Origin of the sequence: Paenibacillus sp. PvP094 (genome assembly GCF_040546835.1) — a bacterium.
Lineage (GTDB): Bacteria > Bacillota > Bacilli > Paenibacillales > Paenibacillaceae > Paenibacillus > Paenibacillus illinoisensis.
On the sequence record NZ_JBEPOM010000001.1, the window covers coordinates 3,836,395 to 3,862,572 of the forward strand.

At 47.2% G+C, this 26,178-nt stretch carries 22 protein-coding genes and 1 other annotated feature; of the genes, 19 read left to right on the forward strand and 3 right to left on the reverse strand.

Annotated elements, in window-relative coordinates; all coding sequences use genetic code 11:
- The first annotated feature begins 17 nt into the window (after nucleotides 1–17).
- The 5 genes from rsfS to leuS all read left to right on the forward strand — a co-directional run bounded on the left by rsfS (nucleotide 18) and on the right by leuS (nucleotide 6,148).
- Nucleotides 18–365: a ribosome silencing factor gene (gene rsfS, locus ABIC22_RS17640; protein ID WP_095289811.1), complete on the forward strand. Its 348-nt coding sequence runs from the start codon at nucleotides 18–20 to the stop codon at nucleotides 363–365.
- A complete protein-coding gene (locus tag ABIC22_RS17645) occupies nucleotides 362–1,267 on the forward strand; it encodes a CvfB family protein (protein WP_336780523.1) in 906 nt (301 codons plus the stop codon). The genes rsfS and ABIC22_RS17645 overlap by 4 nt, the downstream gene beginning before the upstream one ends.
- A 112-nt stretch (nucleotides 1,268–1,379) precedes the next feature.
- Nucleotides 1,380–2,150 (forward strand): class I SAM-dependent DNA methyltransferase, encoded by a 771-nt coding sequence (locus ABIC22_RS17650; RefSeq protein WP_336780524.1) that lies wholly within the window; start codon nucleotides 1,380–1,382, stop codon nucleotides 2,148–2,150.
- A gap of 164 nt (nucleotides 2,151–2,314) precedes the next feature.
- Nucleotides 2,315–3,271 (forward strand): phosphotransferase family protein, encoded by a 957-nt coding sequence (locus ABIC22_RS17655; protein WP_354482748.1) that lies wholly within the window; start codon nucleotides 2,315–2,317, stop codon nucleotides 3,269–3,271.
- Between the two features lie 95 nt (nucleotides 3,272–3,366).
- Nucleotides 3,367–3,632, forward strand: a binding site (T-box leader).
- Nucleotides 3,633–3,703: 71 nt separating this feature from the next.
- Complete coding sequence (gene leuS / locus ABIC22_RS17660; protein ID WP_127537727.1) at nucleotides 3,704–6,148, forward strand: leucine--tRNA ligase; 2,445 nt, start codon at nucleotides 3,704–3,706, stop codon at nucleotides 6,146–6,148.
- Here leuS and comER read toward each other — a convergent pair.
- Entirely contained in the window at nucleotides 6,129–6,974 is an 846-nt protein-coding gene (comER, locus tag ABIC22_RS17665; protein ID WP_095359528.1) for a late competence protein ComER, read from the reverse strand. The two genes, leuS and comER, sit on opposite strands and share 20 nt — an antisense overlap.
- A 187-nt stretch (nucleotides 6,975–7,161) precedes the next feature.
- On the opposite strand from comER, the gene ABIC22_RS17670 reads away from it, so the two are divergent.
- The 4 genes from ABIC22_RS17670 to ABIC22_RS17685 all read left to right on the forward strand — a co-directional run bounded on the left by ABIC22_RS17670 (nucleotide 7,162) and on the right by ABIC22_RS17685 (nucleotide 13,498).
- The gene (locus ABIC22_RS17670) at nucleotides 7,162–7,746 is read left to right on the forward strand and encodes a ComEA family DNA-binding protein (RefSeq protein ID WP_354482753.1); all 585 of its coding nucleotides are present in this window, start codon (nucleotides 7,162–7,164) and stop codon (nucleotides 7,744–7,746) included.
- A 110-nt stretch (nucleotides 7,747–7,856) separates the two neighbouring features.
- Entirely contained in the window at nucleotides 7,857–8,378 is a 522-nt protein-coding gene (locus ABIC22_RS17675; RefSeq protein ID WP_095289821.1) for a deoxycytidylate deaminase, read from the forward strand.
- A 163-nt stretch (nucleotides 8,379–8,541) separates the two neighbouring features.
- Nucleotides 8,542–11,358: a ComEC/Rec2 family competence protein gene (locus ABIC22_RS17680; protein WP_354482756.1), complete on the forward strand. Its 2,817-nt coding sequence runs from the start codon at nucleotides 8,542–8,544 to the stop codon at nucleotides 11,356–11,358.
- Between the two features lie 109 nt (nucleotides 11,359–11,467).
- Entirely contained in the window at nucleotides 11,468–13,498 is a 2,031-nt protein-coding gene (locus tag ABIC22_RS17685) for a copper amine oxidase N-terminal domain-containing protein (protein WP_354482759.1), read from the forward strand.
- A gap of 73 nt (nucleotides 13,499–13,571) precedes the next feature.
- On the opposite strand, the gene ABIC22_RS17690 is transcribed toward ABIC22_RS17685, so the two are convergent.
- The gene (locus tag ABIC22_RS17690; RefSeq protein WP_127537731.1) at nucleotides 13,572–13,874 is read right to left on the reverse strand and encodes a hypothetical protein; all 303 of its coding nucleotides are present in this window, start codon (nucleotides 13,872–13,874) and stop codon (nucleotides 13,572–13,574) included.
- Nucleotides 13,875–14,312: 438 nt separating this feature from the next.
- On the opposite strand from ABIC22_RS17690, the gene ABIC22_RS17695 reads away from it, so the two are divergent.
- From ABIC22_RS17695 to holA, 3 genes are all read left to right on the forward strand, one after another.
- Nucleotides 14,313–14,861, forward strand: a complete 549-nt coding sequence (locus ABIC22_RS17695) for an RNA polymerase sigma factor (RefSeq protein WP_095289827.1) — start codon at nucleotides 14,313–14,315, stop codon at nucleotides 14,859–14,861.
- A complete protein-coding gene (locus ABIC22_RS17700; protein WP_354482763.1) occupies nucleotides 14,858–16,129 on the forward strand; it encodes a zf-HC2 domain-containing protein in 1,272 nt (423 codons plus the stop codon). The genes ABIC22_RS17695 and ABIC22_RS17700 overlap by 4 nt, the downstream gene beginning before the upstream one ends.
- A 259-nt stretch (nucleotides 16,130–16,388) precedes the next feature.
- On the forward strand, nucleotides 16,389–17,405 hold the full coding sequence (gene holA / locus ABIC22_RS17705; RefSeq protein ID WP_354482766.1) for a DNA polymerase III subunit delta: 1,017 nt from the start codon (nucleotides 16,389–16,391) through the stop codon (nucleotides 17,403–17,405).
- Between the two features lie 173 nt (nucleotides 17,406–17,578).
- Here holA and rpsT read toward each other — a convergent pair whose 3' ends face one another.
- Nucleotides 17,579–17,851, reverse strand: coding sequence for a 30S ribosomal protein S20 (rpsT, locus tag ABIC22_RS17710; RefSeq protein ID WP_024628504.1), 273 nt, complete (start codon nucleotides 17,849–17,851; stop codon nucleotides 17,579–17,581).
- 174 nt (nucleotides 17,852–18,025) lie between these two features.
- Between rpsT and gpr the strand changes: the two genes are divergently transcribed.
- From gpr to hrcA, 7 genes are all read left to right on the forward strand, one after another.
- Nucleotides 18,026–19,027, forward strand: coding sequence for a GPR endopeptidase (gene gpr, locus ABIC22_RS17715; RefSeq protein WP_095289832.1), 1,002 nt, complete (start codon nucleotides 18,026–18,028; stop codon nucleotides 19,025–19,027).
- A gap of 142 nt (nucleotides 19,028–19,169) precedes the next feature.
- A complete protein-coding gene (locus tag ABIC22_RS17720) occupies nucleotides 19,170–20,459 on the forward strand; it encodes a stage II sporulation protein P (RefSeq protein WP_154895099.1) in 1,290 nt (429 codons plus the stop codon).
- 37 nt (nucleotides 20,460–20,496) lie between these two features.
- Nucleotides 20,497–20,850, forward strand: a complete 354-nt coding sequence (locus tag ABIC22_RS17725) for a DUF3679 domain-containing protein (RefSeq protein WP_154895100.1) — start codon at nucleotides 20,497–20,499, stop codon at nucleotides 20,848–20,850.
- Nucleotides 20,851–20,997: 147 nt separating this feature from the next.
- A complete protein-coding gene (lepA, locus tag ABIC22_RS17730; RefSeq protein ID WP_354482771.1) occupies nucleotides 20,998–22,812 on the forward strand; it encodes a translation elongation factor 4 in 1,815 nt (604 codons plus the stop codon).
- Between the two features lie 279 nt (nucleotides 22,813–23,091).
- The gene (gene hemW, locus ABIC22_RS17735; protein ID WP_095289838.1) at nucleotides 23,092–24,276 is read left to right on the forward strand and encodes a radical SAM family heme chaperone HemW; all 1,185 of its coding nucleotides are present in this window, start codon (nucleotides 23,092–23,094) and stop codon (nucleotides 24,274–24,276) included.
- Between the two features lie 114 nt (nucleotides 24,277–24,390).
- A complete protein-coding gene (locus ABIC22_RS17740) occupies nucleotides 24,391–24,861 on the forward strand; it encodes an N-acetyltransferase (RefSeq protein ID WP_095289839.1) in 471 nt (156 codons plus the stop codon).
- 248 nt (nucleotides 24,862–25,109) lie between these two features.
- Nucleotides 25,110–26,141, forward strand: a complete 1,032-nt coding sequence (gene hrcA, locus ABIC22_RS17745) for a heat-inducible transcriptional repressor HrcA (protein ID WP_127537736.1) — start codon at nucleotides 25,110–25,112, stop codon at nucleotides 26,139–26,141.
- Nucleotides 26,142–26,178 lie beyond the last annotated feature (37 nt).

The following is a 26,178-nucleotide window of genomic DNA, read 5'->3' on the forward strand; positions in this document are numbered from 1 at the left end:
AATATGGAGGTTGGTTCATGACAGTATCATCGAAAGAACTTATGAATATGGCGGTAACCGCCGCTGACGATAAAAAGGCATCGAACATTGTAGCACTGGACCTGAAAGGCATCTCTCTGGTTGCAGACTATTTCGTAATCTGTCACGGTAATTCCGATACACAGGTACAGTCCATTGCAACAGAAATTCGCAAACAGGCACATGCAGCTGGCGTTAACATTAAAGGAATCGAGGGCATGGATTCCGCACGTTGGGTGCTGATGGATATGGGCGACGTGGTTGTGCATATTTTCCATCGTGATGAGCGCGAATATTACAACATTGAACGGCTATGGTCTGATGCCAAAGTGGTGGAAACGGTATGAGTTTGATCGCAGGCACGGTCGTCTCCCTGCCCGTTGATCGGGAAGTATCGCCTTTTGGCTACTTTTTGACGACAGGATCGGAAGATGTACTGCTTCACTATACGGAACTCACACGGGATGTCAAAATCGGGGAGACGCTCGAAGTCTTTTTGTTCTTTGATACAGAGGACCGTTTGGCAGCAACCATGAAAAAACCATATCTCACTCTCGGCGAAATGGCCCGACTGGTTGTGGCAGATATACACCCACGCCTTGGCTGTTTCCTTGAGATGGGACTTGGACGGCAGCTGCTGCTCCCCATCCGTGAATTGCCCGAATTGGAAGAGCTACGTCCACACGTGGGCGATGAAGTTTTTGTTATAATGGAACATGACAAGCAGGGACGTCTTCGTGCCAAATTGGCCGGGGAACGTGAGCTTGCTCCCCTGTCGTTCCACGCCCCAACATCATGGTTGAACGAATGGGTGGAAGCTACGGTGTACAAGCCCTTACAGATGGGTACTTTTGTGCTTGTAGAAGGCGGAGTACTTGGCTTCGGCGCTATCGGCATGATCCATTCATCTGAGCGCAACAGAATGCTGCGGCTGGGTGAAAAGGTGAAGTGTCGGGTAACGCTGGTTCGTGAAGACGGTCGTGTTAACCTGGCCATGTCCCCTCGCAAAGAGGTAGGCCGTAACGAAGATGCGGACAAACTTCTGGCGTTTATGAAAGAGCGCCCTATGGGCGGTATGCCTTATTCGGATGCCACTCCACCGGATATCATCAAGCAGCGCTTTGGAATCAGCAAGTCTGCTTTTAAGCGTGCCTTGGGCAAGCTGATGAAAGACGGACTGGTGACGCAGAAGGAAAACTGGACGTACTTGACGGAGTCAGCTCCCAAAGATTCAAGTGAAAACAAGTAATCGTTAACGACATATTGGAACGAAGGAAGGCAGGGCAAGGCTGGGTGAACTCCGGACGCCCCTGCTTTTTCTTTTGGAATCGGAAAATGAAATTGAAAGTGCGGTGCCTGACATGTCTTACCGTAAATTTGCTTATGTGTACGATGAATTAATGGAAGATATGCCTTATCCGGACTGGATAAGGTTTGCAAGAACAGCTTGGGAGCAGCACGGCATGCCCAAGAGCGTAGCCGAGCTTGGATGTGGAACAGGGTCCATTACGATCCCACTAGTCAACTCGGGGTTTGAAGTGACCGGCATTGATCTGTCTGCGGATATGTTATCCGTGGCGCGAAGCAAAATGGAGGGAACCCCTCAAGGTCATCGATTGTATCGTGAAGGTAGTGTCCGCTGGGTTCAGCAGGATATGCGGGATTGGAGAGTACCCGAACCGGTAGATTCAGTAATCTCCTTCTGTGACTGCATTAATTATTTGCTGGAAAAGGAAGATGTCATTCGTACGTTCCAGCGTACCTACGAGATGCTGAAGCCGGAAGGGACATTCTTGTTTGATGTACACCATCCAGACACCTTGATCCGCTATGAAGAAGAGCAGCCTTTTGTCCTGGATGAACGCTCCGTATCCTATATCTGGACCTGCGACATGGATCGTGAACGTTGTGAGATTGAGCATCATCTCAGCATTTTCTCCCGGGTGGATGACGGCGGCAAGGACATGTACCAGCGGTTCGAAGAGGTTCACATTCAGCGTGCATACGATCCGGACTGGATGAAGCTGGAACTGACCAAAGCTGGATTCAGGAATGTCCGTGTATATGCTGATTTCACATGGAAAGAAGCTGGAGAAGGCGCGCAGCGGCTATTTTACGTCGCGGTGAAGTAGATTGCAGATAGGGACCGTCCTTGCAACAGTGAGGGCGGTTTTTTTCTGTTTTTATGATGAAATGCATTGTCAGCAAGGGTGAAGAGAGCCATAATGGACAAGAATGGAAAACGATTACAAGATCTTAATGATTAGAATTCGTATTGATAAAAAGGTGGTGCAGAATGGAAAGTACATACAAAACCAGGCTGACTTCAGAACAGCTGAATGCAATTGCCAAGCAATATTTTAATACAGGCATCCAGGAATACAGGGAAATGATTGACGGATGGGCCAACCATGCTTATTATATCTCGCTCGGCAACGGGCAAGAGGTGGTGCTCAAAATCGCTCCTTCAAAGGTTGGTAAACCATTGCGTTGTGAGCAGGATCTCCTGATGGCAGAAGTTCAGGCACTGCGTCTCGTGGGAGAGCTTCGAGATGTACCGGTCCCCCGTGTATTGGCGTGTGATACAACATGCAGTCTTGCTCCGGCGGAGTACTTTATGATGGAATTTATGCCTGGCACGCCTTATAACAAGGTCAAGGATCAGTATAGTGCAGCAGAGCAGGCAGAGATCGAAGAGCAGCTTGGTGCATTCAATCGCCGGATCAACGAGATCAAAGGTGAAAAGTTTGGCTATTTTTCAGAAAAGAAACCAAAGTATAGCACCTGGAAGGAAGCATTTTTGAGTCTGATGGATGATCTGCTCACCGACGGAAGAGAGGCTGGTGTAAAACTTCCTATGGATTATGATGAGCTTGCCCAATTGATAAGAGAAAAATCGGATGTGCTGAGTGATGTCAACGAGCCGGTACTCATTCACTGGGATCTGTGGGATGGCAATGTGTTTGTGGAACAGGGGCAGATTACAGCCATTATTGATTTTGAGCGTTGCCTTTGGGCGGATCCCCTGATGGAGCACTACTTCAGTCATTTTAATTATACACCAGGGTTTGTAAAGGGTTATGGTAGGGTCATCACAACGGAGAGTGAACGAAAACGGAGAAGCTTGTACGATCTGTATTTTGATCTGATCCTGTGGATTGAATGCGAATATCGACAATATGATAACAAGGAACACATTCAGTGGGCAATTAATAACTTGGAAGAAGGAATCGAGCGATTTCGTTTGTCCTAGGCCGAATGGGGAAGAGCAGCAATATCTATAGTCAAAAAACCAAGCAATATTGACTTTAGTCTTGCTTTTTTATATAATGGTCCCGATATTGTATACATATTTCGATGATAAGGAACAGTAGTGGGTCCTGTACATGACAGAGAGTCGGCGGTTGGTGCAAGCCGATTGACAGTATTTCACGAACTCGCCTTGGAGAAATGCGGTGATTACACCATCCTGTGCTTGAATGTTTGGCATTTCGTTCAGGAATGGAAATCCGCATCGGTTAACCGCCGTTACAGGTCCAAAGGGAGTGGATGACGAAGCACGTTCGTCCGCTAACTAGGGTGGTACCACGGGAATTCAACCTCTCGTCCCTAGCGCTGCAAACGCTATGGATGCTGAGGTTTTTTTGTTGCAATAAAAGTGAATAACCAAGAGGAGGAACAATAGATGAGTGAAAATCACCAGCCGAAGCACGGCTATCAGCCGCAGGTTATGGAGAAAAGTTGGCAGCAGTATTGGGATGAGAACAAAACGTTTAAAACAGGTGAAGACCCGGGTAAACCGAAGTTTTATGCACTCGATATGTTCCCCTATCCATCCGGTTCAGGTCTGCACGTAGGTCACCCGGAAGGGTATACGGCAACAGACATTGTTTCCCGTTTCAAACGTATGCGTGGTTATAATGTGCTGCATCCGATGGGCTGGGATGCTTTCGGCTTGCCTGCTGAGCAGCACGCTCTGGACACGGGCGAGCACCCGCGGGAAATTACATTCCGTAACATCGACAATTTCCGTCGTCAAATCAAGTCCCTTGGTTTCTCGTACGACTGGGATCGTGAGATCAGCACAACAGACCCTGAATACTATAAATGGACACAATGGATCTTCATCCAGCTGTATAAAAAAGGCCTGGCATATGTAGATGAAGTGCCGGTTAACTGGTGTGAAGCGCTGGGTACGGTACTGGCTAACGAAGAGGTTATCGATGGCAAAAGTGAGCGCGGTGGTCATCCGGTTGTGCGCAAACCGATGCGCCAATGGGTACTGAAAATTACGGAATATGCTGAGCGCTTGCTGGAAGATCTGGAAGAGCTGGATTGGTCTGAGAGCATCAAGGATATGCAGCGCAACTGGATTGGCAAATCCACAGGTGCAGAAGTTGTATTTGCCATTGAGGGCAGTGAAGAAGTTATTAAAGTGTTTACAACACGTGCGGATACCCTGTTCGGTGCAAGCTTCGCCGTTCTTGCACCTGAGCATGAATTGGTCGATGCAATTACGACAGCGGAACAGCGTGAAGCCATTAAGGCTTACCAGGAGCAGGCCGCTCGCAAGAGTGATCTGGAACGTACGGATTTGGCCAAAGAAAAAACAGGCGTATTCACTGGTGCCTACGCGATCAATCCGGTTAATGGTGCAAAACTGCCTATCTGGATTGCGGATTATGTGCTTGCAGGATACGGTACAGGAGCGGTTATGGCAGTTCCAGGTCATGATGGTCGGGACTGGGAATTTGCGAAGCAGTTCGGTCTGGACATCATTGAAGTTATCCAGGGTGGGGACGTAACACAAGAGGCGTATGCCGGCGACGGACCGCATGTGAACTCCGACTTCCTGAACGGGCTGAATAACGAAGAAGCGATTGCGAAAATGATCGCATGGTTGGAAGAAAATGGTAAGGGGCAAGGGAAAACAACTTATCGCCTGCGCGATTGGTTGTTCAGTCGTCAGCGTTACTGGGGTGAGCCGATTCCAATTCTGCACCTGGAAGATGGAACGATGAAGACGGTACCGGAAGATCAACTTCCTTTGCTGCTGCCGGATATCGACCAGATCAAACCTTCAGGTACTGGGGAATCTCCACTGGCGAACGTAACGGATTGGGTAAATACGGTGGACCCAGAAACGGGAATGAAAGCCCGCCGCGAGACCAATACGATGCCACAATGGGCGGGAAGCTGCTGGTACTATCTGCGCTTTATCGATCCACACAACGACAAAGAGCTGATCTCCCAGGAGAAACAGCAGCAGTGGTTGCCGGTTGACCTGTATATCGGGGGAGCCGAGCATGCCGTGCTTCACCTGCTGTATGCTCGTTTCTGGCACAAAGTGTTGTATGATCTGGGCGTGGTGAATACCAAGGAGCCATTCCACAAACTGGTGAACCAGGGTATGATTCTGGGAACCAATAACGAGAAAATGAGTAAATCCCGTGGTAATGTCATTAATCCGGATGAAATTGTGAATGAATTCGGAGCCGATACATTGCGTCTCTATGAGATGTTTATGGGACCACTGGAAGCTACCAAACCGTGGAATGCTAACGGGGTAGAGGGCATGTACCGCTTCCTGTCACGCGTATGGCGTCTCTTCATCAACGAGGATACTGGAGCAATCAATGACAAGATCACTGTGGATGGCGGAACGGAAGAATTCAAACGCACAGCTCACAAAACGATCAAAAAAGTTACGGATGATCTGGAACATCTGCGTTTCAACACAGCGATCAGCCAGTTGATGATCTTCATCAACGATGCTTACAAAGCTGATACATTGCCACGTGAAGCGATGGAAAACTTCGTACAGCTCTTGTCCCCACTGGCACCGCACATGGCGGAAGAATTGTGGAGCCGTCTTGGACACGAAGGAGGCATCTCCTACGTAGCTTGGCCGGAGTATGATGAATCCATGACAGTAGATGCTGAAGTGGAGATTGTTGTACAGGTCAACGGCAAAATCGTAACCCGTGCAACGATTGCCAAAGATCTCGATGCACAGGGCATGCAAGACTTTACAATGGAACTGGCGCCTGTCAAACAGGCTCTGGAAGGCAAGACCATTCGCAAGGTCATTGCCGTTCCAGGCAAACTTGTTAATATTGTTGCCGGTTAATTTCACCGGCTCTAAATACTTCATCCAGCTTTAACAAGTCTTCTTCATACTTGTCGTGGGTTGTATGGATAAGGCTGTCAAAAACACCGTCCAGACTGTTTTTCATTAAAGCAAGTGCCTGGGCGGTAATGCCACCGGGAACGGCAACGCGAGCCTGGAGCTCTTGGGGTGTATATCCTCCTTCCGTCAGCAGCTTGCCTGTTCCGAGGAGCATTTCACCTGCAAGAGCGCAGGCGTCTGCGCGTTTGATCCCTGTTAGTTTGACGGCACTCTCGATCCATTGTTCCAGAAAGAAGGATATGAATGCAGGTCCGCAGCTGGAAAAGTCGGATGTGATCCGCGTGCAGGCTTCATCGACTTGGTAAGGTCTGCTGAAGTGACTGAGAAGTCCCTCCAGAACGGATCGGTCTTCAGGGGTCATGCGTTCGCCATGAATGCACAGGGATGCTCCGCTGCCGACCTGGTGTGTAACGCTGGGGATGATCTTGGAGACTTTGCAAGGAAGTGAAGATTCCAGATGGCGCAGCTGCACGGGACTCGTAATCGAGACGATGATATGATTGGAATTTACAACAGGCAGAATGTCGTCAATAACATGCTTGAATTCGAGTGGTTTCACGCATAGAAATATGATGTTGCTTCGGATGACAGTTTCCCGATTGCTCTGTGATTCATGCAGACCGGGATAACGGAGGGATAACTGACGCACTTTGGAAGGGGTCCGATTGCTTGCGGCGATCTGCCGGGGCTCAAGTGCTCCGGATTGAATCAAGGCATAGATCAGCAGGCTTCCCATGCTGCCGGTTCCGATAAATCCAACCTTCATTGTTTCAGGCCTCCTTTCATGCTTTACGGTACTGGCGCAGTTCGTTCCTTCTAGTCTATGCACCAGGACTTGTATGACATGACATGAAAAAAGCAAAGCTTTGATTTCACCAGCAACATTCAACGGTTCGGAAGCACCGCCCGTGTTCAGAATATTTATTTTGAAGACAGGGAGAGGTGTGGGAATCATGAAATGGAAACAGGGAGTAGCCATTGCTGCTGCGGTGATAGGAAGTATATTCATATTATGGTCGGGCAAAAGTGAACAGCCGCCTTCTGGCTGGGAACCCATGCAGCTCGGCACCGAGACGCCGACGAAAGAGCAGGATCCTTCTGCTGTGCAGTCGGCTGTTTTGGGTCAAGGCGAAGCAAAGGTTACTGCGGATGAAAATGCGAAGAAAGCTGTTGATGGTGCTGATTCGAAGGAAACTGAGCAGGCAAAACCTGTCGTTGAAGATGCCGGTTCGAATGGCACGTCAAACGAACCAGAGGTTGCTTCGTCAACGGCAGCGGCACCTGCTGCGGAAGCTGGACAAGAAAATATCCAAACTGCTCAGCCGGTACAGGATATCGATAAAGGTAAAATTGATGTTAATACTGCACCTGCTTCCAAACTTACGGAGCTTCCGGGCATAGGGGAGAAAAAAGCCCAGGCCATCATCGACTATCGAAATGCCCATGGTCCATTTACCAAAGTGAGTGATCTGACAAAGGTCAAGGGAATTGGGATGAAAATGTTGGAGAAAATGGCCCCCTATGTTCAGATCCGATAATGGCTGTAATAAAATGATTACGAGCAGTAAACCAAAGTTTTCTTATGTTAAGTAACAAAATATGCAGTGCACAATTTGTAACTTACTAACGAACGGGAGAGGAAACGAACATGAGTACAGCAGACGTACGCAAAGATTGGGATACTTATTTCATGGACATCGCTTATATGGTCTCAACCCGTTCCCGCTGTTCGCGGCGCCATGTGGGGGCCGTGCTGGTTCAAGGTAAAAAATTGCTTGGAACAGCGTATAACGGTGCACCCATGGGCGTTCCCGACTGTTCCGAAGCCGGATGCATGATTTCTGAAGAGTATGAGCTGGTGGTAACGGATGGTCAGGAGGAAATGATTAAAAAGCAGCGGTGTATACGGACGATACATGCGGAGCAAAATCTGCTTCTGTTCACCGATCGAAATGACCGTGAAGGGTCTTCCGTGTACGTGACGGATGAACCCTGCTGGACGTGCTCCAATATGCTGGCGAACAGCGGCATAACGGAGATTGTTTTTCACCGCCCTTATCCCAAGGATACAGGCAAAGTGACACGCATGATGGCTCAGAAGGGTATAACGTTTCGCAGGTTGGAGAATTATCAACCGCCGCGTGAAACCATGATGACGATTAGTGATTGAAGATGATCTAATGCGACTGGATGTTTGAAAACACAGCAGGATCTCTTTTTAAAAAAAAGGATATTGCTCAGTGCATTGTTGGGGAAGAACCCCCGGTTTAGCTGGTTCAGCTGCCGGGGGTTCTTTGCGTTCATTTATTTATGACGGAGGGAGGAATAAGTTAGTGAAGGGTAGACCTTTGGTAGTGTTCACCGTCTGTTGGTTATGCGGCAGTGGGCTGGCATGTGCGTTGACAGGATGGACACTCTTTTGGGGGATGCTAGGTGCTATTGCCTGTTTGCCATTTCTGCTTGGATGGATTGGGTTGCGCGGGTGGTCCGCGTTGTTGTTGATTGCATCGCTAATGGGTGGTGCTGTGCACTGGGAGTGGAATGAGGCTCGGAATGTTAGCAGTTTGCCCGAGGTTACTCATATGGCAGTTGGGGAGTTGGACGGGTACGCTGCAACGCTTCATGCAACATTGGATTCAGACGTTCGGATTGACGGCGACCGGGCAGACTTTCAGATTCTGCTTGCTTCCATAGAACCGCTAGGAGATGGCCAATCCGGGACAGATTCAGAGATTCTTCAGCTGCCTGCCAAAAAAGAACGCCTGATGGTGCAGGTGCGATTGGCTGCAGAGGAAGAACAGCAGGTGGCGGCAGAATGGCGACGAGGGGATGCAATCACGTTGACGGGTTCCCTGGCGCTGCCTGGAGAAGCGAGGAATTTCGGCGGTTTTGATTATCGGAATTATCTAAAGACACAGTACATCCACTGGTTATTCAAAGTGAAGGGAGCCAGTTCGGTAACAACCACCTCTCCTGAAGGGGTTGGGCAGTTCAATATACTCCGCTGGAATGACCTGGTGAGAAACCAATTGGGTTCTGCTGTAGACAGACTGTTTCCCGAACCACATGCAGGGTACATGAAAGGGCTTATTATCGGTATGGCAAGTGACATCGATCCCGATACGTATGGTCAGTTTTCACAACTTGGACTTACGCATATACTGGCTATCTCGGGTACACATGTTGCGGTCTATGTGGCGTCGCTATTACTTCTGATGTCGTGGCTGAGGTTGACACGCGAAACATCACTTACCATCGCCTTGTTGTTAATCCCTGCCTATGTTCTGTTATCTGGAGGTTCACCTTCCGTAATTCGTGCAGGAATTATGTCCATGATTGGTTTGTATATGGCCAGGCGAGGGCTGGCCAGGGATGGACTGCAGATGATCAGTGCAGCTGCCTTGATGATGATGTGGTGGAATCCCTATTTCTTGCTCAGCGTGAGCTTTCAACTGTCTTTTCTCGTGACTGCAGGGCTGATGATCTATATGCCTCTTATAAATCGTTTATTTAACGGATGGCCCAAAGCTATTGCAGCGACAGCTTCAGTGACGGTAACTGCACAGCTTATTTCTTTTCCAGTTACTATTTTATATTTCAACCAGTTTTCGCTGCTTTCCTTCGTAGCCAATTTTCTGCTTGTATCTTTAATTAGCGCTGTTGTACTGCCGCTTGGGACGGTCGCACTTCTATTGTCATTCCTATGGATGCCTCTGGCCAAACCTCTTGCCTGGGTTGCAATTTTACTCAACAAACTGACATTTGTGAGCGTGGAATGGATGAACAGCCTGCCGGGTTTTGTACTCATCTGGGCTACACCTTCTCTATTATGGATTGCGGCATATTATGCGGTTTTATATGTACTTTTGTACCTTCTTCATCGGGGAAAAGGAGAGATGAAGCATACCTTGAACGTTGAAGGAGACACGGTACCATTGATTCATGCTTCTCGAGAACGTCGTATGGTTGAAGCGGTTCAGCTTGGTGTGATCGTTACCCCGACGAAAAACCAAGGTAGGGGTGATCAGGTACGGAGCGATAACTCTGGATCAATGGCTACACTCAGTGCAAGCATTGCATGGCCGGAATATACAAGTGCGTTTACGGCACGAGGCGCAGGCTACTATGGAAGTGAACGGATGAGTTTGCTTCATAAAGGGATGTGTGGTTTGCTAGTTCTGATTCTTGTTGCCGGGTTGGGCTGGGCTTACCGGACTCCACGGCCTCCCGGTACTGGGGTCGTTCAGTTTCTGGATATTGGCCAGGGGGACAGCACACTAATCACTACGCCAGGAGGTAAACATATTTTGGTGGATGGCGGTGGTACAGTTCATTTTGGCAATCAGGAATCCTGGAAAATTCGGCGAGATCCCTACGAAGTGGGGGCTAAAGTGGTTGTACCTTTATTGAAAAAACGTGGTATTCACCGACTGGATGCGGTCATTCTGACGCATGCCGATCAGGATCACGCTGGAGGCTTGCAGGCCGTGCTTGAGCAGATTCCGGTTGAGCGCTTCATGTTTAACGGCACAACAAGTGGCAAAGACAATTTCGAAAAGCTGCTGGATACAGCTGTAGAACGACATATCCCTTTATATGCCATTCAACAAGGAATGTCATATGCACCTGATGCAGAGACCATGCTTCATTTCATATCACCGGATCTGGATCATTCACTGAATGAAGGAGGCAGACTGCCTGTGTCTGAACACCAGAATCATGATTCGGTTGTATTTCTGTTGGATATGGCGGGGGCTTCCCTGTTATTCACAGGAGATATGGATGCGGCAGCAGAACAGAATCTATTATATATGATACAAGACGGATCTCTTGCAGCTTCATTCAAACAAGAGCGGGATTCGTTCTCTTTGTCTTCCGCCACTCGAGCGGCAGTCGATGTGTTGAAGGTGGCGCATCACGGCAGCAAGACTTCGTCGACCGAGGCATGGCTGAAGTATTGGAATGCCCAATCAGCAGTCATCTCCGCAGGAGCCAACAATACATATGGACATCCCAACCCGGGTGTGCTCGAACGACTGGAAGCTGTGGGTTCGCAGATTTACCGAACAGATCAGATGGGCGAAATTCAGATGAGAATAAAGGACGGCAAGATTGACGTACGTCAAAAATTGATTATGGATGAATTATGAATTTTTGCCCAGTGCAGGATAATGGTTATTTTTACCGAATAATGATTAGTCCCAGTTTTATTGGGCACCAGCGATACCGAGATACATAATAAGAAGGGGATAAGAAGCAATGGGATACGAAGCAATAGGCTACAAAGAAACAACACGAAAGAACGACGGAATAAACCAGCATATCAGAGCCAAGTGGCTCCGAATAACATTGATGTTGTGTATTGGAGTTATCTTTTCCAACTTGCTACCCGGTCAGTCTCCTGCGGCAGCAGCATCCACTACAAGCAGCTCGATCATTTCCGTGCTGGATCGTAACCATTATCTACTCGACAATGGTACAGTTTGGTCCAAGGGCTTGACCAGTGGAGTCTGGACGCAAAATCGAAACCTGGTTGGCATCTCCAAAGGTGATTCTCATTCCCTATATGGCTGGACTACGGATGGGCAAGTCTATCGTTGGGATGTGGACAACCCGCAGAAGCCTGAGGTAAATCAATACAATGGAGTAGAAAAGGTGTATGGAAATGGTTTGATACTTCTACGGGATGGAACACTCCACGACGATGGAAAGCAGATTAAAGGCTTGGAATCCATTATCGACGTCGGTCCTTATCCAGTGGATCGTAATTATTCATACGGGGCATTATCTTCGTCGGGAGACGTTTATTATGCGGATTATCGTAACATTGTTCGAAAAGTAGGGAATGTAGCGGATGGAAAAGCCGTTGCCACCAATAGTGCATATGCTGCTGTTTTGAAGAGCGACGGATCGGTAATTATTGTTAACATGATGTATGAAGAGGAGCAGGTACAGGTCGCGAGTGACGTTCAATCCCTAATCTGGCAAGGGAATACACATAAACTACTAACGGTAAAGAAAGATGGCGCGGTATGGAGCTACGATCGTACAGCTAAATATAAGTCTGAACAATTGCCGGGGCTAATGAATGTCGATCAGCTTATATATTCGTATGAGCTGGATGAATTATATGCACGATTACAGGATGGCTCTTGGGTTGTCTATAATGAAGGGCAAATGGTACCACTTCAAGTCCCTTCATTAACTAAAGTAACATTAACAGCATCGGCAAAAGAAGCTGTTATTGGAGATGAAGTTCAACTTTCGGTTCAGCAGACATATAGCAACGGTTTTAAAACCAAACGTCAGCCGCTGCCTGCGGAAATAACGTTGGAACATCCTCAAGTTGCTAAAATTCAGAGTGACGGCAAACTTAAGGTTACAGGGATTGGAACGACCAAAGTAACAGTCACAATAGAAGACCTGACTTCAAGTATTCAGTTGGATGTTGGAGTACAGCAAAAGCTGACAGGAGCTACGCTATTAAATGGCACCATATATTTGCCAGTTCAGTCAGTGTTTAAGACGTTAGGTGCCAAAGTCGATGTGAAAGGCTCGTCTTTTGTGATTCAATTTGGAGATGACAAGATCACTCTGCAAAAGGGAAGTGCAACTGCACAATTTAACAATAAAGATCTCAAGTTAAAAGGGAAAGTTCAAACCATTGGAGGACAGACGGTATTTCCAGCAAGCCTCTTGAGCCAGACTGCAGGGATTAAAGTTCGATGGGATGGGGAGCTAAAACAGGCAGAGATTCTGGTCGGTAAGTCATCCATTTTTATTGAATCGAAGGATACATCCGCTCTTATCAAGAAAAAAGAACTTGGAAGTCTTAGTCGATTGATTGGAAAATCGTATTGGATTAATAGTACCACCGAGCTGGGGCAACGTTTCAGCAAAGTAACAATAACGGATATCAAGATGGATAAGTATGATTCTGGAGATAAGAGCTACTCTGTAGTATTTCGTAACGCGAAAGGTAAAACGGTTGTTGCTTATGCCGGAGGCACTGCCAGCCAGGTCACGGAAATGCTGTCTGATGCGGATCAATTCTTCCCTTATGACCCTTACCAAAAATACAAATGGTCGCAGTCCACATGGAAGAAGATTATTGCGGGTGAAGTCGCTCTCGGTATGACGACGACACAAGCAGGTTTAGCTTGGGGAGATCCCACGAGCATCACCCAAGAAATGGGTTCAAAGGGGAAAATAGAAGTGTGGGTCTATGCTGGGCCGAATTTATTGCGTGCCTTGAGCTTTATCAATGGAAAACTGATTAGTATTTATTAATGCAAAAAAGCCCGTTTCGGCTAGCCTCCCAGTTGGAGTATAGCCGAAACGGGCCATTTATTAATGAAAAGAATTATTCAACGCCGTCCTTAAAATGTTTGTGCCAATGTTTGTCACCTTTGTGCAAAAGGTCTTCCACTGTTTTTTCCAGTGTGAGGAGAAGCTGCTCTCTGACATCAAGTACAGTTTCTCTGTACAGACGTTCTTCCGATCCGACGATTTTATCGCCGTATAACGCCTGTGCAGCGGTGTATTTCCGGTGTTCCTCAACCAGAGTATCAATGGATTGCAGTGCATGTTCCACAAAATGAGAAATGCTTTGATATTCCTTCGGCATTTGTTCCTTTAATAATTGAATTTTCGCAAGAGCTGTCATGCTCATCACCTCGTATTATGAATGTAAATTTACAATACACTATTTTCATGAAAATTGCATTAAAAAGAGCTTAAATTTGGACAAATTTCGACTTTTTTTATTTTTGAAAACTTTCACGCGCTTATCTATAATGTATGCCATTGCAATTGAATTGAGTCGTGTAAGTAATGGAATGGCTGGTTGAAGCGGCGTGGTGACTCAGTATGCAATTTCTGTTATTCTAAGATAAGTTTCAGCGGCCCTTCATACATAAGCCGTTATTTTGTTGTGGTAATATTCACATCTAGTACCGTATTCTAGAATTATGCTGAGCTTAGTAAGCGATAACAAGTGTGAATGTTCCATTGTTTTACCTTTTCTGTCTAAAAAAATACTTAACTTTGCAACAATTTTATTGATGAACACGTCTGTAAGGTTGCAGGGAGAGGGGGATCCTTTGTGGTAGAGCCGGAACTCATCAGAGCCGCTCAATCGGGCGATCGCGACGCTCTAATTACCCTATTGCGGGACATAGAACAGCATGTATACCGAACCGCATATTACATCTTAAATAATGAACAGGATGCTTTGGACGCTGCTCAGGAAGCATTGATCCGAATCTATACGAAAATTAATTCCTATGAAGAAAAAGCCCAATTCAAAACATGGGTGCAGCGCATCGTAACGAATATCTGTATTGATAAATTCAGAAGAACCAAGCCCTCGGTCTCCATTGACGAGCATGAGATGGTATTTCAGGATAATCAGGATGTGGAGTTTGAAGTCATGTCCACGTATGTTGCCAAAGATATTCAGGATGCGATCAACAAGCTTCCAGAGCATCATCGAACGGTAATCGTACTCAGATATTTGCAGGATTTATCGTATAACGAAATTGCGGATTGTCTTGATCTTCCGCTGAATACAGTCAAATCATATTTATTCAGAGCCAGACAGCAATTGCAAAATTTACTTCAGGAGTATCAGAAAGGTGGTGTGACAGGATGAAATGCGAAGAGGTGGTGGAATGGATGCACCGGTATCTGGATCATGATCTGGGCGACGCGGAAACTGCGCAGATGCTACAGCACGTGGCCCAATGCCCGGAGTGCGCCGAGAATTTTAGTTTGCTTAGAGCTCTTTCCAGAGAATTAGAAGATTTGCCGCAGGTGACCCCGAAATTCAGTTTGGTTGATGCCATTATGCCTCAATTGGATGCAATTGACGAAGCGCGGAGGGAACAAAGCAGTACAATACAGGAAATGACTCCTGTCCCTGCTGCATTCGAGAATTTACAACGTTCAAGTGAGCGCAAACCGAAGCAGAAGTGGCTTAATTCCATGGTAGGCCGGATGTCCATGGGTGCGGCTGCGGCGGCAGTCGTGCTGGGAGTTGCGATCTTTGGTTACGAACCTGAAAAGGTGGAGAATGCCGAGTCTATGATGATGAGTTCGGGTAGCACTCAGGAAGCAGGGGCGATCGATCAAAATGCGCTAAGTCGGGAGCTGGAGAATGACGAATCCTTACCGCCTGATAGCAATAACGGTCCATTCGTGGATGATACTGAGAAGAAGTCTTCCATGTCAGAAAAGATGGATCCAGAGATTGTTCCTGATGAAAATGAATCAGAGCAGTCTCCAGAGCCCGAGGTGAAGGATAACCAAACGTCAAACCAGTCAGGCACAACGTCCGAAACGGATAAAAGTAGCGAAGCTCGAAATACCACTCCTGATGCTTCGAATAGTCAGAAGAGTCCGGATCAAGGACAGGATACGCAGCCCAAAAATCAGGATTCAAGTACAGCTGCGGTACCTCCTGCAGATGAGAATGAAAAAGAATCAACAGAAACAAGTGACGGTAGAGATCCAGAATCATACAACACACAGGGAATCGCGCCTGAGGTAGAAATGAAGGAACCGACTGAAGATAATCAATCTTCCGGTACCGATTCAGGAGCTGCGGCGCCGAATGGCAGTAAAGAATTTGTGGCACCGGATCAGGGGATAACCTCTACCATGACGTCGAAGGAATGGAGTTCACCGGATGGATCTTATGTGGTCATGCTGATCGATAATCAATTAAGTGTGTATTCCAAATCAGCTACGGATTCAGACGTTCTGAATCTGGTGGAACAGCGCAATCTGGAAGGTACATTGAAGACAGCCGGCTGGTCCAGCGACAGTACCTCGTTTAACTATGAGACAGACAAGGATGGAACCACGGTAAAGAATTCATTTACTGTACCTTCAGCCTCGGCTGGAACTTCCACCAAATAATTCGGAGAATGTGAGCCTACTCTCTCGAATCAGCAGAACATTTCAAGCTTGGCAAGAATATACTGAACGTATCAATAACGTCCTATCTCAGTTGTAACAACTGACGTCGTATGACCGGGGCCCAGCCATTTCTAGAATCGCTGGTGTCCTCGTTTATATAGATGTAGGACCAGGGGGCCTTCATTCGTTATTAAGGATGAAGGCCCCTTTGTTGTCTGTCCAGTTTTCTGGTAGGATAGTAGGGATAGGGGGCACCGTGATGGATGTGAAAAGTGCAACAAAGGCGATACGCAATGGGGAGACGGCTCCGATATATGTGCTGTACGGAACGGAGAAATACCAGATACAGCAATTTACGGATATGTTAAAAGAACAGGTCATCGAGGAAGAGCATCGGGATTTTGCGATTATTCTGTATGATCTGTCCGAAACACCTGTAGAGGTGGTTATTGAGGAAGCGGAGACGGTTCCCTTTTTGGTTCCTCGGAAATTAATTATTGTAAGGGATGCAAGCTTGTTTACGGCGGGTAAAGAGTCCAAAATTGATCACCAGGTGGATCGTCTGCTTACCTATATGGATAATCCGGCTGATTACAGTACCATTGTTTTCCTCGCACAGGGAGACAAACTGGATGAGCGTAAGAAGTTGGTGAAGGCAGTTAAGAAACAGGCAGTTGTTCTGGCTTTCGCTCCACTGAGCGGAGAAGAACTACTGAATTGGATCGTGAAGCTTGCGAAGCAGCGGGATGTCTCCTTTGAAGCAGGGGCTGCCGATACACTTGTGAGTTATGCAGGGACAGGTTTGCAGACTCTGTCTGCTGAAGTAGACAAGCTGTGTCTGTACGCGGGTAACGGAGGAACCATCCGCCGTGCCGACATTGAGTCATTGGTAGCGCGCAGTACGGAGCAGAATGTATTTGCCTTGGTGGAGGAACTAGCCAATTTGCGTCTGGAGAAAGCGCTGGGACTGTTCTATGAACTGCTGAAACAGCGTGAAGAGCCCATTAAAATTGCAGCCCTGATCGCTCGTCAGTTCCGAATCATGATACAAGTGAAAGAGCTTGGGCAGCAAAGTTATTCGCAGCAGCAAATTGCCAGCCAGCTTGGTTTGCATCCATATGCCGTTAAAATTGCCGGAGAGCAGGCTCGCAAGTTTCAACCGGAACGGCTCAGAAACATTCTGAGTCATCTTAGCGAGCTGGATTACCAGATGAAGACAGGTGCAGTCGATAAGGTGCTTGGTTTGGAGTTGTTCTTGCTTAGACTTGGGGCATAATGACTGCACCGTAAGATAGAATTGATTCGCAATAAAAGAACCCGTATCCGATCGTCAGATAGATCACCGGATACGGGTTCTTTATTCGGATACTTATTAGACCAGATACTAAAAAATCCTGAAAGCACGGTGCTGTTCAGGATTTTTCCATTGGATCGTATAAGTAACGCTTCTTACGCTTGTGCGGAAAGAGCGTTCAGTTTTTTCGCCAAGCGAGACTTTTTGCGTGCTGCAGCATTTTTATGAACCAGACCTTTAGTTACAGCCTTGTCCAGCTTTTTGGAAGCAGCTTGAATCGCAGCTTTTGCAGTATCAACTTCGTTGCTTACCAGAGCAGCATCAGCAGCTTTAACAGCTGTACGGAGTGCGGATTTCTGGGAAGCGTTGAGTGCGCGGCGCTTGTCGCTCGTTTTTACGCGTTTAACAGCGGATTTGATGTTTGGCATTACATTCACCTCCTGTAAGGCATTCGCATGAATACAAACGTTTCACAACTTAAAATATTCTAGCACGCTAGCATGTAAAATGCAACAAATATTCCTATAGTGTTCTCGGCATTGCATAAAGAACCCCTTTTCCCCACACAATATGCTCAAATGCGGTAAGGGAGGCAGGAACAGATGACGCTTGATTTACAGAACTATACCGTTCGCACTGACTTGGCAATCGACTCAAAGGAGATGGCTCAGGGTTCAAAGAAACAAACGATTCCCGGGCTGCGGGAAGACGTAGAAGAAAAAGACGGCATTACCATCACACGGATTGATGTGCTGAACGATGCTGCCGCAAAGACCATCGGACGTGTCAAAGGTCATTACGTCACACTGGAAGTCCCGTCACTACGTAACGGGGACACTGAACTTCAGGAACGCGTGGCAGCGGAGTTCACGCGGGAGATGGAGGATTTTCTGACCAAGGCTGGGGTTAACAAAACATCCAAAGTGCTTATTGTAGGTCTCGGTAATTTGCACGTAACTCCTGATTCGCTTGGTCCACTGGTGGTCGAGAACTTGATGGTAACCCGTCAATACTTTGAATTGGTACCGGATCAGGTGGCTCCAGGATATCGTGAAGTTAGTGCCATCGCCCCTGGTGTGCTTGGTACTACAGGAATTGAGTCGAGCGATATTGTACAGGGGATTGTGGATCGGACCAAACCGGATGCCATTATTGCCATTGATGCACTGGCCTCTCGTTCACTTGAACGTGTCAACACCACCATTCAAGTGGCTGATATCGGGATTCATCCTGGTTCAGGTATCGGCAACAAACGGCGCGGACTTACCAAAGAGATTATGGGTGTTCCATGTATTGCCATTGGTGTACCAACCGTGTGCTATGCTTCTACTATAGTAAATAATGTCATTGAAATGATGAGTGCACACTTCCGTCAAGAGACGGATCAAACGAAGCAGATTATGGGCATGCTGGACGATATCGGTGAGCAGGATCGTTTAAGTTTGGTGAAAGAGGTGTTGGAGCCACTCGGACACGATTTGATTGTTACTCCAAAGGAAATCGATGAATTCATCGAGGGAATTGCCAACGTTATTGCGACAGGCCTGAATGCTGCCCTGCATGACGCGGTGAATCCGGATAACGTTGCGGCGTATACTCATTAATCAGTAAACCATCACAGGCAGAAAGTCCGAATCTATCGGACTTTCTTTTTTTTTGTCTTTCTTCTATTTTCTGTTCTATCAATTCTTGCAGGCTCATAGAGTTGAAGTATAAGAGTTGTCCAGCAGGGAAGGAGACAGAAGAATGAACAAAATATTGGCCTGGAATATCGGAAAGTGGAGAAAAAGATGTCTGCACGTGCTGGCCATGGGCCGTACGTTGCTGCTGCTTATGATTATATCCGCTCTGTTTTTTGTTGTACTCGGTCTGGGGGGCATGGCAGAGAAAAGGTTGAACAACTCGCCGGTTTCTTCCATGAAAGGTTTCGCAAGTAGCGTATCCAGCCGCTTTTTTGTGGATATGCTCGGCATGGAGATGCCCCACCTGACCCAGAAGGAGCAGACTTCCGCATTCTCCGGCGAAAACTTGACTACATTTGTATTTCAACTTCTTACGAATGTTAATCCACAGGACCCCAAAAGCTTGATTGCAAGAGAGATGCCAGGCATGGGCAGCAATCAACCGGTTTTGCTCCGGCCGGGTTCAGGAAACGAGAAGGCCGAAGCACCTGAAGACTATCAACCAGGACCAGGGCTGACGGATACGGCATCTGCTGGAGGAGGCAAAACAGGTGGCGAACTGCATATTCCACCAGGTCAGGATGACCCGAACAATTCCGAAACGGACGAGCCTGAGGGCGGAGAAGTAAAAGAAGATCCGCCGCCGAAGAACGGTGGGCAGGAAGGTGAAGCTACAACGGGTAAAAAAGCCGTGCTGATCTATCATTCCCATCCCCGTGAAGGATACAATCCGCTGCTTGGCACCAAGAGTGATAACCCTTCCTCCGGAAAAGCAACAGGTAACGTTTTTCAGGTAGGGACGTACCTTTCTGACAGTTTGCAAAAGCTTGGTGTTGGAGTGGAGCATGCAAAGGACGATTACCCGACCAAAGTGAAGGATTATAACTGGAACTATTCCTATAAATATTCACGTCAGACGGTAAAGGCAGCCCTTGCCGAGAATGATGATTTGACTTATCTCATTGATATTCACCGGGATTCCCAGCGTCACAACAAAACAACCACAACCATTGATGGGAAGGGATATGCCAAAGTATATTTCATCATCGGGCATGAGAATCCGAACTGGCAACAAAATGAAGCTTTCGCTGCAAAAATACACAAGAAACTTGAAGCAAAGTACCCTGGTGTCTCCAGAGGAGTCTGGGGCAAGGATGGCGGCGGAGCCAATAATGGCGAGTACAATCAAACCCTCTCGCCCAACAGCATTTTGATTGAAATCGGTGGGATCGACAATACAGGGGCTGAGCTCAAGCGAACTTCACAAGTCCTTGCAGACATGATTGCCGAAGTATATTGGGAAGATCAGAACGTGGATAAAGCAAGTACGGGGACCAAGTCACAAGGTAGTTGATTATTTCAGTAATGTAACCTGATTGGAGGGGAAGCATGTGTCCAAATTCGGCAAAAAAATGCTAACGGTCATTGTACTCATGTTATTAGGGGTTCTGCTGGGGATGCAGCTGGCAGGAAGTAACTTTCAGGTAGGTAACATTCCAGAGGTGCCAGCCGTAGTCAAAACAGAACCAGAACCCGCTGCCGAATCGGAAACTGCTGTTCCCGTGCAACAGGAAAAAATAGAGACACCGATTGTTCCTGTACAAACGCCGAGTCAGGTGCTTGGGGCGGAACAGAACAAGGCCCCCGTGGATGTGCTTGCAGATAAAACCGCCGGACTGCTCCAAAATCTGTCTCATAATGGTATTAAGTGGGTGGTTTCCTTGTTTAGCGGGGTTGCTGAATAAAAAGCTGCTCGGTATAGGTAAAATAAACCCCTGGAGATTCACAAAACGGGATGATTATTATAAAGTTGAGACAACGCGGGATTGATGCACCCTGCATCAACTGTTATAATGAAGTGATTGACACTAGGCTGTTTCTGGGGGTAAGGAATGACTGACATTCGGGCAAGACAACGTAAAATTCGTAACTTTTCAATTATTGCACATATAGATCACGGCAAATCAACGCTTGCGGACCGGATCTTGGAGTACACAGGTGCGCTCACCACTCGGGAAATGCAGGAGCAGGTGCTGGACCAAATGGAGCTTGAACGCGAACGTGGTATTACGATCAAGCTGCAGGCTGTTGCCCTGAACTACAAAGCCGACGATGGTGAAGAATATTTGCTCAATCTGATTGATACGCCTGGACACGTAGACTTCACTTATGAAGTATCTCGCAGCCTTGCTGCATGTGAAGGCGCTCTTCTCGTTGTGGATGCGGCTCAGGGAATTGAAGCGCAGACGCTGGCAAACGTGTATCTGGCATTGGACAATGATCTTGAGATCTTACCAGTCATCAACAAAATCGACCTTCCAAGTGCAGATCCGGATCGGGTGAAGCAGGAAGTGGAAGATGTCATTGGTTTGGACACGAGCAACGCAGTTTTAGCTTCGGCCAAAGCAGGCATCGGGATCAAAGAAATCCTGGAGCAGGTGGTACAGAGCGTGCCTGCACCGCAGGGTGATCCTGACCAACCGCTGAAAGCGTTGATTTTTGACTCGCACTATGACCCGTACAAAGGCGTAATTGTATATATCCGTGTCATTGACGGCAAAATTAAGTCGGGTTCCAAAATCAAAATGATGGCAACAGGAAAATCGTTCGAGGTTATTGAAGTGGGTGCGTTCAAACCACGCATGACCATTGTGGACGAGCTGAACGTCGGCGATGTTGGTTTCGTCGTTGCAGGTATCCGTCATGTAGGTGACACCCAAGTCGGGGATACCGTAACCGATGCGAAAAATCCAACACTAGAACCTTTGCCGGGTTACCGTAAAATCAATCCCATGGTTTATTGCGGTCTCTATCCAATTGAGACTTCCGATTATGTGGATCTGCGTGAAGCGCTGGAGAAATTGCAGCTGAACGATGCATCCCTCAGCTTCGAACCGGAGACTTCAAGTGCACTCGGATTTGGATTCCGCTGCGGATTTCTGGGATTGCTTCATATGGATGTTATTCAGGAACGGATTGAGCGCGAGTTCAACATTCCGCTGATTACGACGGCACCAAGCGTAATCTATCACGTCACATTGACTAATGGTGAAGTCCTGCATATCGACAACCCATCCAACTATCCTGAGGTGGGAAGAATTGATTATGTTGAGGAACCGTACGTAAAAGCTTCCATTATCGTACCGAACGATTATGTAGGTACCATTATGGAACTTTGTCAAAACAAACGCGGTGAATACGTGAATATGGAATATCTCGATACAACTCGGGTTACCATTACCTATGAGATCCCGTTGTCCGAGATCGTATATGATTTCTTCGATCAGTTGAAATCAAGTACAAAAGGATATGCATCCTTTGATTACGAACTGTCCGGTTATCGTCAGTCCAATCTGGTGAAGATGGACATCCTGCTTAATGGTGAACAGGTCGATGCCCTGTCCTTCATCGTTCACCGTGATCGTGCATACAACCGCGGCCGCATTATCTGTGAGAAGCTGCGCGAGCTGATTCCACGGCAAATGTTCGAGGTGCCGATTCAGGCATCCGTAGGTACAAAGGTCGTTGCACGTGAAACCGTAAAAGCCATGCGTAAAAACGTACTCGCCAAGTGTTACGGCGGTGACATCTCGCGGAAACGGAAACTGCTGGAGAAGCAGAAGGAAGGTAAGAAGCGGATGAAGCAGGTCGGTAACGTTGAGGTACCGCAGGAAGCGTTCATGGCGGTGCTGAAAATTGATGACTAAACAATTTAATTTGAGGTATATCACAGAGTGTGTGTATTTAAATTAAATTAAACAATTCAATTTTGGGTACAGCACACAGTTGTGTGTATGAAAATTGAATTAAACACACGCAATCTCTGGGTACAACAATACGTTGTGTATCAGAGAATGCGTTAAGCAATTTAATTTGAGGTACATCACAGAGTGTGTGTATCAAAAGTGAATTGCAGAATACTAAATAAACCAAGCTGAAAGGGAAGCCGGATGGCTTTCCTTTTTTCAAATAGAGGGGGACTTGCCATGACATTGGCAGCACACAGCCGGAAAACAGGTGCACCCCAAGCGGTGTACCTTCACATTCCCTTTTGCACAAATAAATGCTTCTATTGTGATTTTAACTCCTATGTACTGAAGGACCAGCCTGTAATGCAGTACCTTGAGGCATTGGAGCGAGAGATGGAACATACCGTCAAAGCCAATCCGCCAGGAGAGATAAAAACCATTTTTGTTGGCGGTGGCACACCAACGGCTCTGAAGCCGGACGAAATGGCCGTGTTCCTGCGGTCGGTTAAAACGTATTTCCCGAATTGGGCGGACGATATTGAATTTTCGATGGAAGCTAACCCGGGGACGACAGATGCAGAGAAGCTTGCCGTGATGAAAGAAGGCGGAGTGAACCGCGTCAGCTTCGGCGTACAGGCTTTTCAAAATGACCTGCTGACAGGCATTGGACGGATTCATAATACGGACGATGTATACCGCAGTCTGGAGAATGCCCGCAAGGCAGGATTGACTAATCTGTCCATCGACCTGATGTTTGGCTTACCTAATCAAACCGTGGAAATGCTGAATGAGAGTATTGATAAGGCGCTTGAACTGGGTTTGCCTCACTATTCCATTTACAGTTTGAAAGTGGAAGAGAATACGCTGTTCCATACGTTGTATCAAAAAAATCAACTGCCGCTCCCTCATGAGGATGATGAGCTGCAGATGTATCTTCTATTAATGAAGCGAATGAAAGAAGCGGGATATGGCCAATACGAGATCAGTAACTTTGCCAAACCCGGATTTGAGAGCAGACACAACATTACGTACTGGCGTAATGAGGACTATTATGGTCTTGGAGCCGGTGCGCATGGATACGTGGGCCGTGAGCGTCATATGAATATTAAAGGTATAAATCCTTATGTCGAAGCTTCCCGCGCAGGACTGCCTCGCCTGGACCATTTTGAGATCAGCCGTGCGGAAGCCATGGAAGATTATCTAATGGTTGGACTTCGAATGCTGGAGGGTGCATCTGCTTCGCGGTTCAGTGAACAGTTTGGAGAATCCATGGAAGACGTGTTTGCTAAGCCGCTTGGCAAAATGCTGAATGCAGGACTGCTTGAACGGACGTCAGACGGCTTCCGGCTCAGTGAACAGGGGATTCTGTTCGGGAATGACGTTTTTGCCGAGTTTATCGGGTCGATATCGCTGAATTCGTAGCTTGAAATTCCATACACTCTGTTGTATATTTATTCATATTGATTTTACAGAGCGTGTTGGATAAAAACTACGAAGTCAGCTTTCCTCTGGAAAGCTTGTATAGGAGGAGACGGGATGTCGGCGATATGCAGAAAAGCCGTGCCGGAAGATGTTGAACCATTGTTTGAAATGATTAAGGGATATGCTGAACGTGGGATCATGCTTCCGCGATCAAGGGAAGTACTGCATCGGCAGCTGGAACACTTTGTTGTAGCCGAGGTGAACGGTGAGGTAGTGGGCTGCGGCTCGCTGTGCCGTCTGGGTAATGATCTGGTGGAAGTCAGATCGCTTGGCATCTCCGAAGGACATAAAGGCATGGGTATTGGTTCCTTGCTGCTGGACCGTTTGGTGGAGGAAGCTGAGAAGCAGCAAATCCCCAAGGTCATGGCCCTGACATATGAAGTTTCCTTTTTCCTCAAAAATGGCTTTGCCGTGGTGAACAAGGAGATATTCCCGGAAAAAGTGTGGACAGACTGTGTTCATTGCAGCAAGCAGGACTGCTGTGATGAGATCGCGGTGCTGAAGGAATTGAATGTATCTGCATAAAATATGAAGGACCACATGCTTCGGAAGAATGTAAATTTCGTCTGAGCAGGGTCCTTTTCTTTTATAGCAATAAGTGACTGACACTGTTATGACTGGCCAGGAATAGTCTAAAAATAGATGAGTGCACTCATCAAACTGACTTGACAATCTTCACGTCAGTTTGGTATTTTTGTATTACCGCTTAGCACTCATCTAACCGGAGTGCTAACGACATGGGACGGTACAGTCAGAAGGAGGGAATACTCACCATGTTAACAGAGCGTCAACGTATGATTCTGAACGCTATAGTGGATGACTATATCCGTTCAGCTGAGCCCGTAGGGTCCCGAAGCATTTCCAAAAGGGGAGATGTTGGATACAGTCCGGCTACGATCCGTAATGAAATGGCGGATCTCGAAGATATGGGTTTTCTGGAACAGCCGCATACCTCGGCAGGCCGTATCCCTTCGCATAAAGGCTATCGATATTATGTCGATCATTTGGTTCCCTGGAATCAGGTGGAGCCGCAAGAGCTGGATGATCTAAAATCATTCTTTGCCGAAAAACTGAATGTCATGGAGCAAGTGATTCAGCATGCATCAGTCATCTTGTCGCACATGACCAATTATACTTCAATCCTGCTTGGACCCGAAGTGTTTCACACATCGCTGCGCCATTTTCAACTGCTTCCGCTAAATGAAAATACGGCCGTGGCTATTATTGTGACTAACACGGGTCAAGTGGAGAATAAGACTGTTCAAATTCCTCCGGAGATCTCGGTAGCCGAGATGGAGAAAGTGGTTAACTTGCTTAACGCCAAACTGGTTGGAGTGCCAATCTACAAGCTGAAATCCCGCCTCTACACCGAGCTGGGGCAAGAGATGGAACGGCATATTTCACGCTACGAGGAAGTTATGCAGGTGCTGAACAGTGCTTTTGACAACGAACATGATAACCGTCTTTTCCTTAGTGGTGCAACGAATATGTTAACCCAACCGGAATTCAAAGATGTCGAAAAGGTAAAAGATATTCTTGACCTGCTGGATGAGACACCAACACTCATGAAATTAATGATGCCTGTACCGGGTGGACCAGGTATTCAGGTGCGTATCGGCACCGAGAATGATCATGAAGCCTTCGCCAACTGCAGTTTGATTACTGCATCCTATTCATTGGATGGAGAAGCTCTGGGATCAATCGGGATACTGGGACCCACACGGATGGATTATGCACGTGTCATTCATATTTTAAATACATTATCTCGTGATTTAACGGCTATGCTAACGCATCGCTTCAAATAGGAACTATGCCGCAAGCCATAAGGATACGGGATTGAAC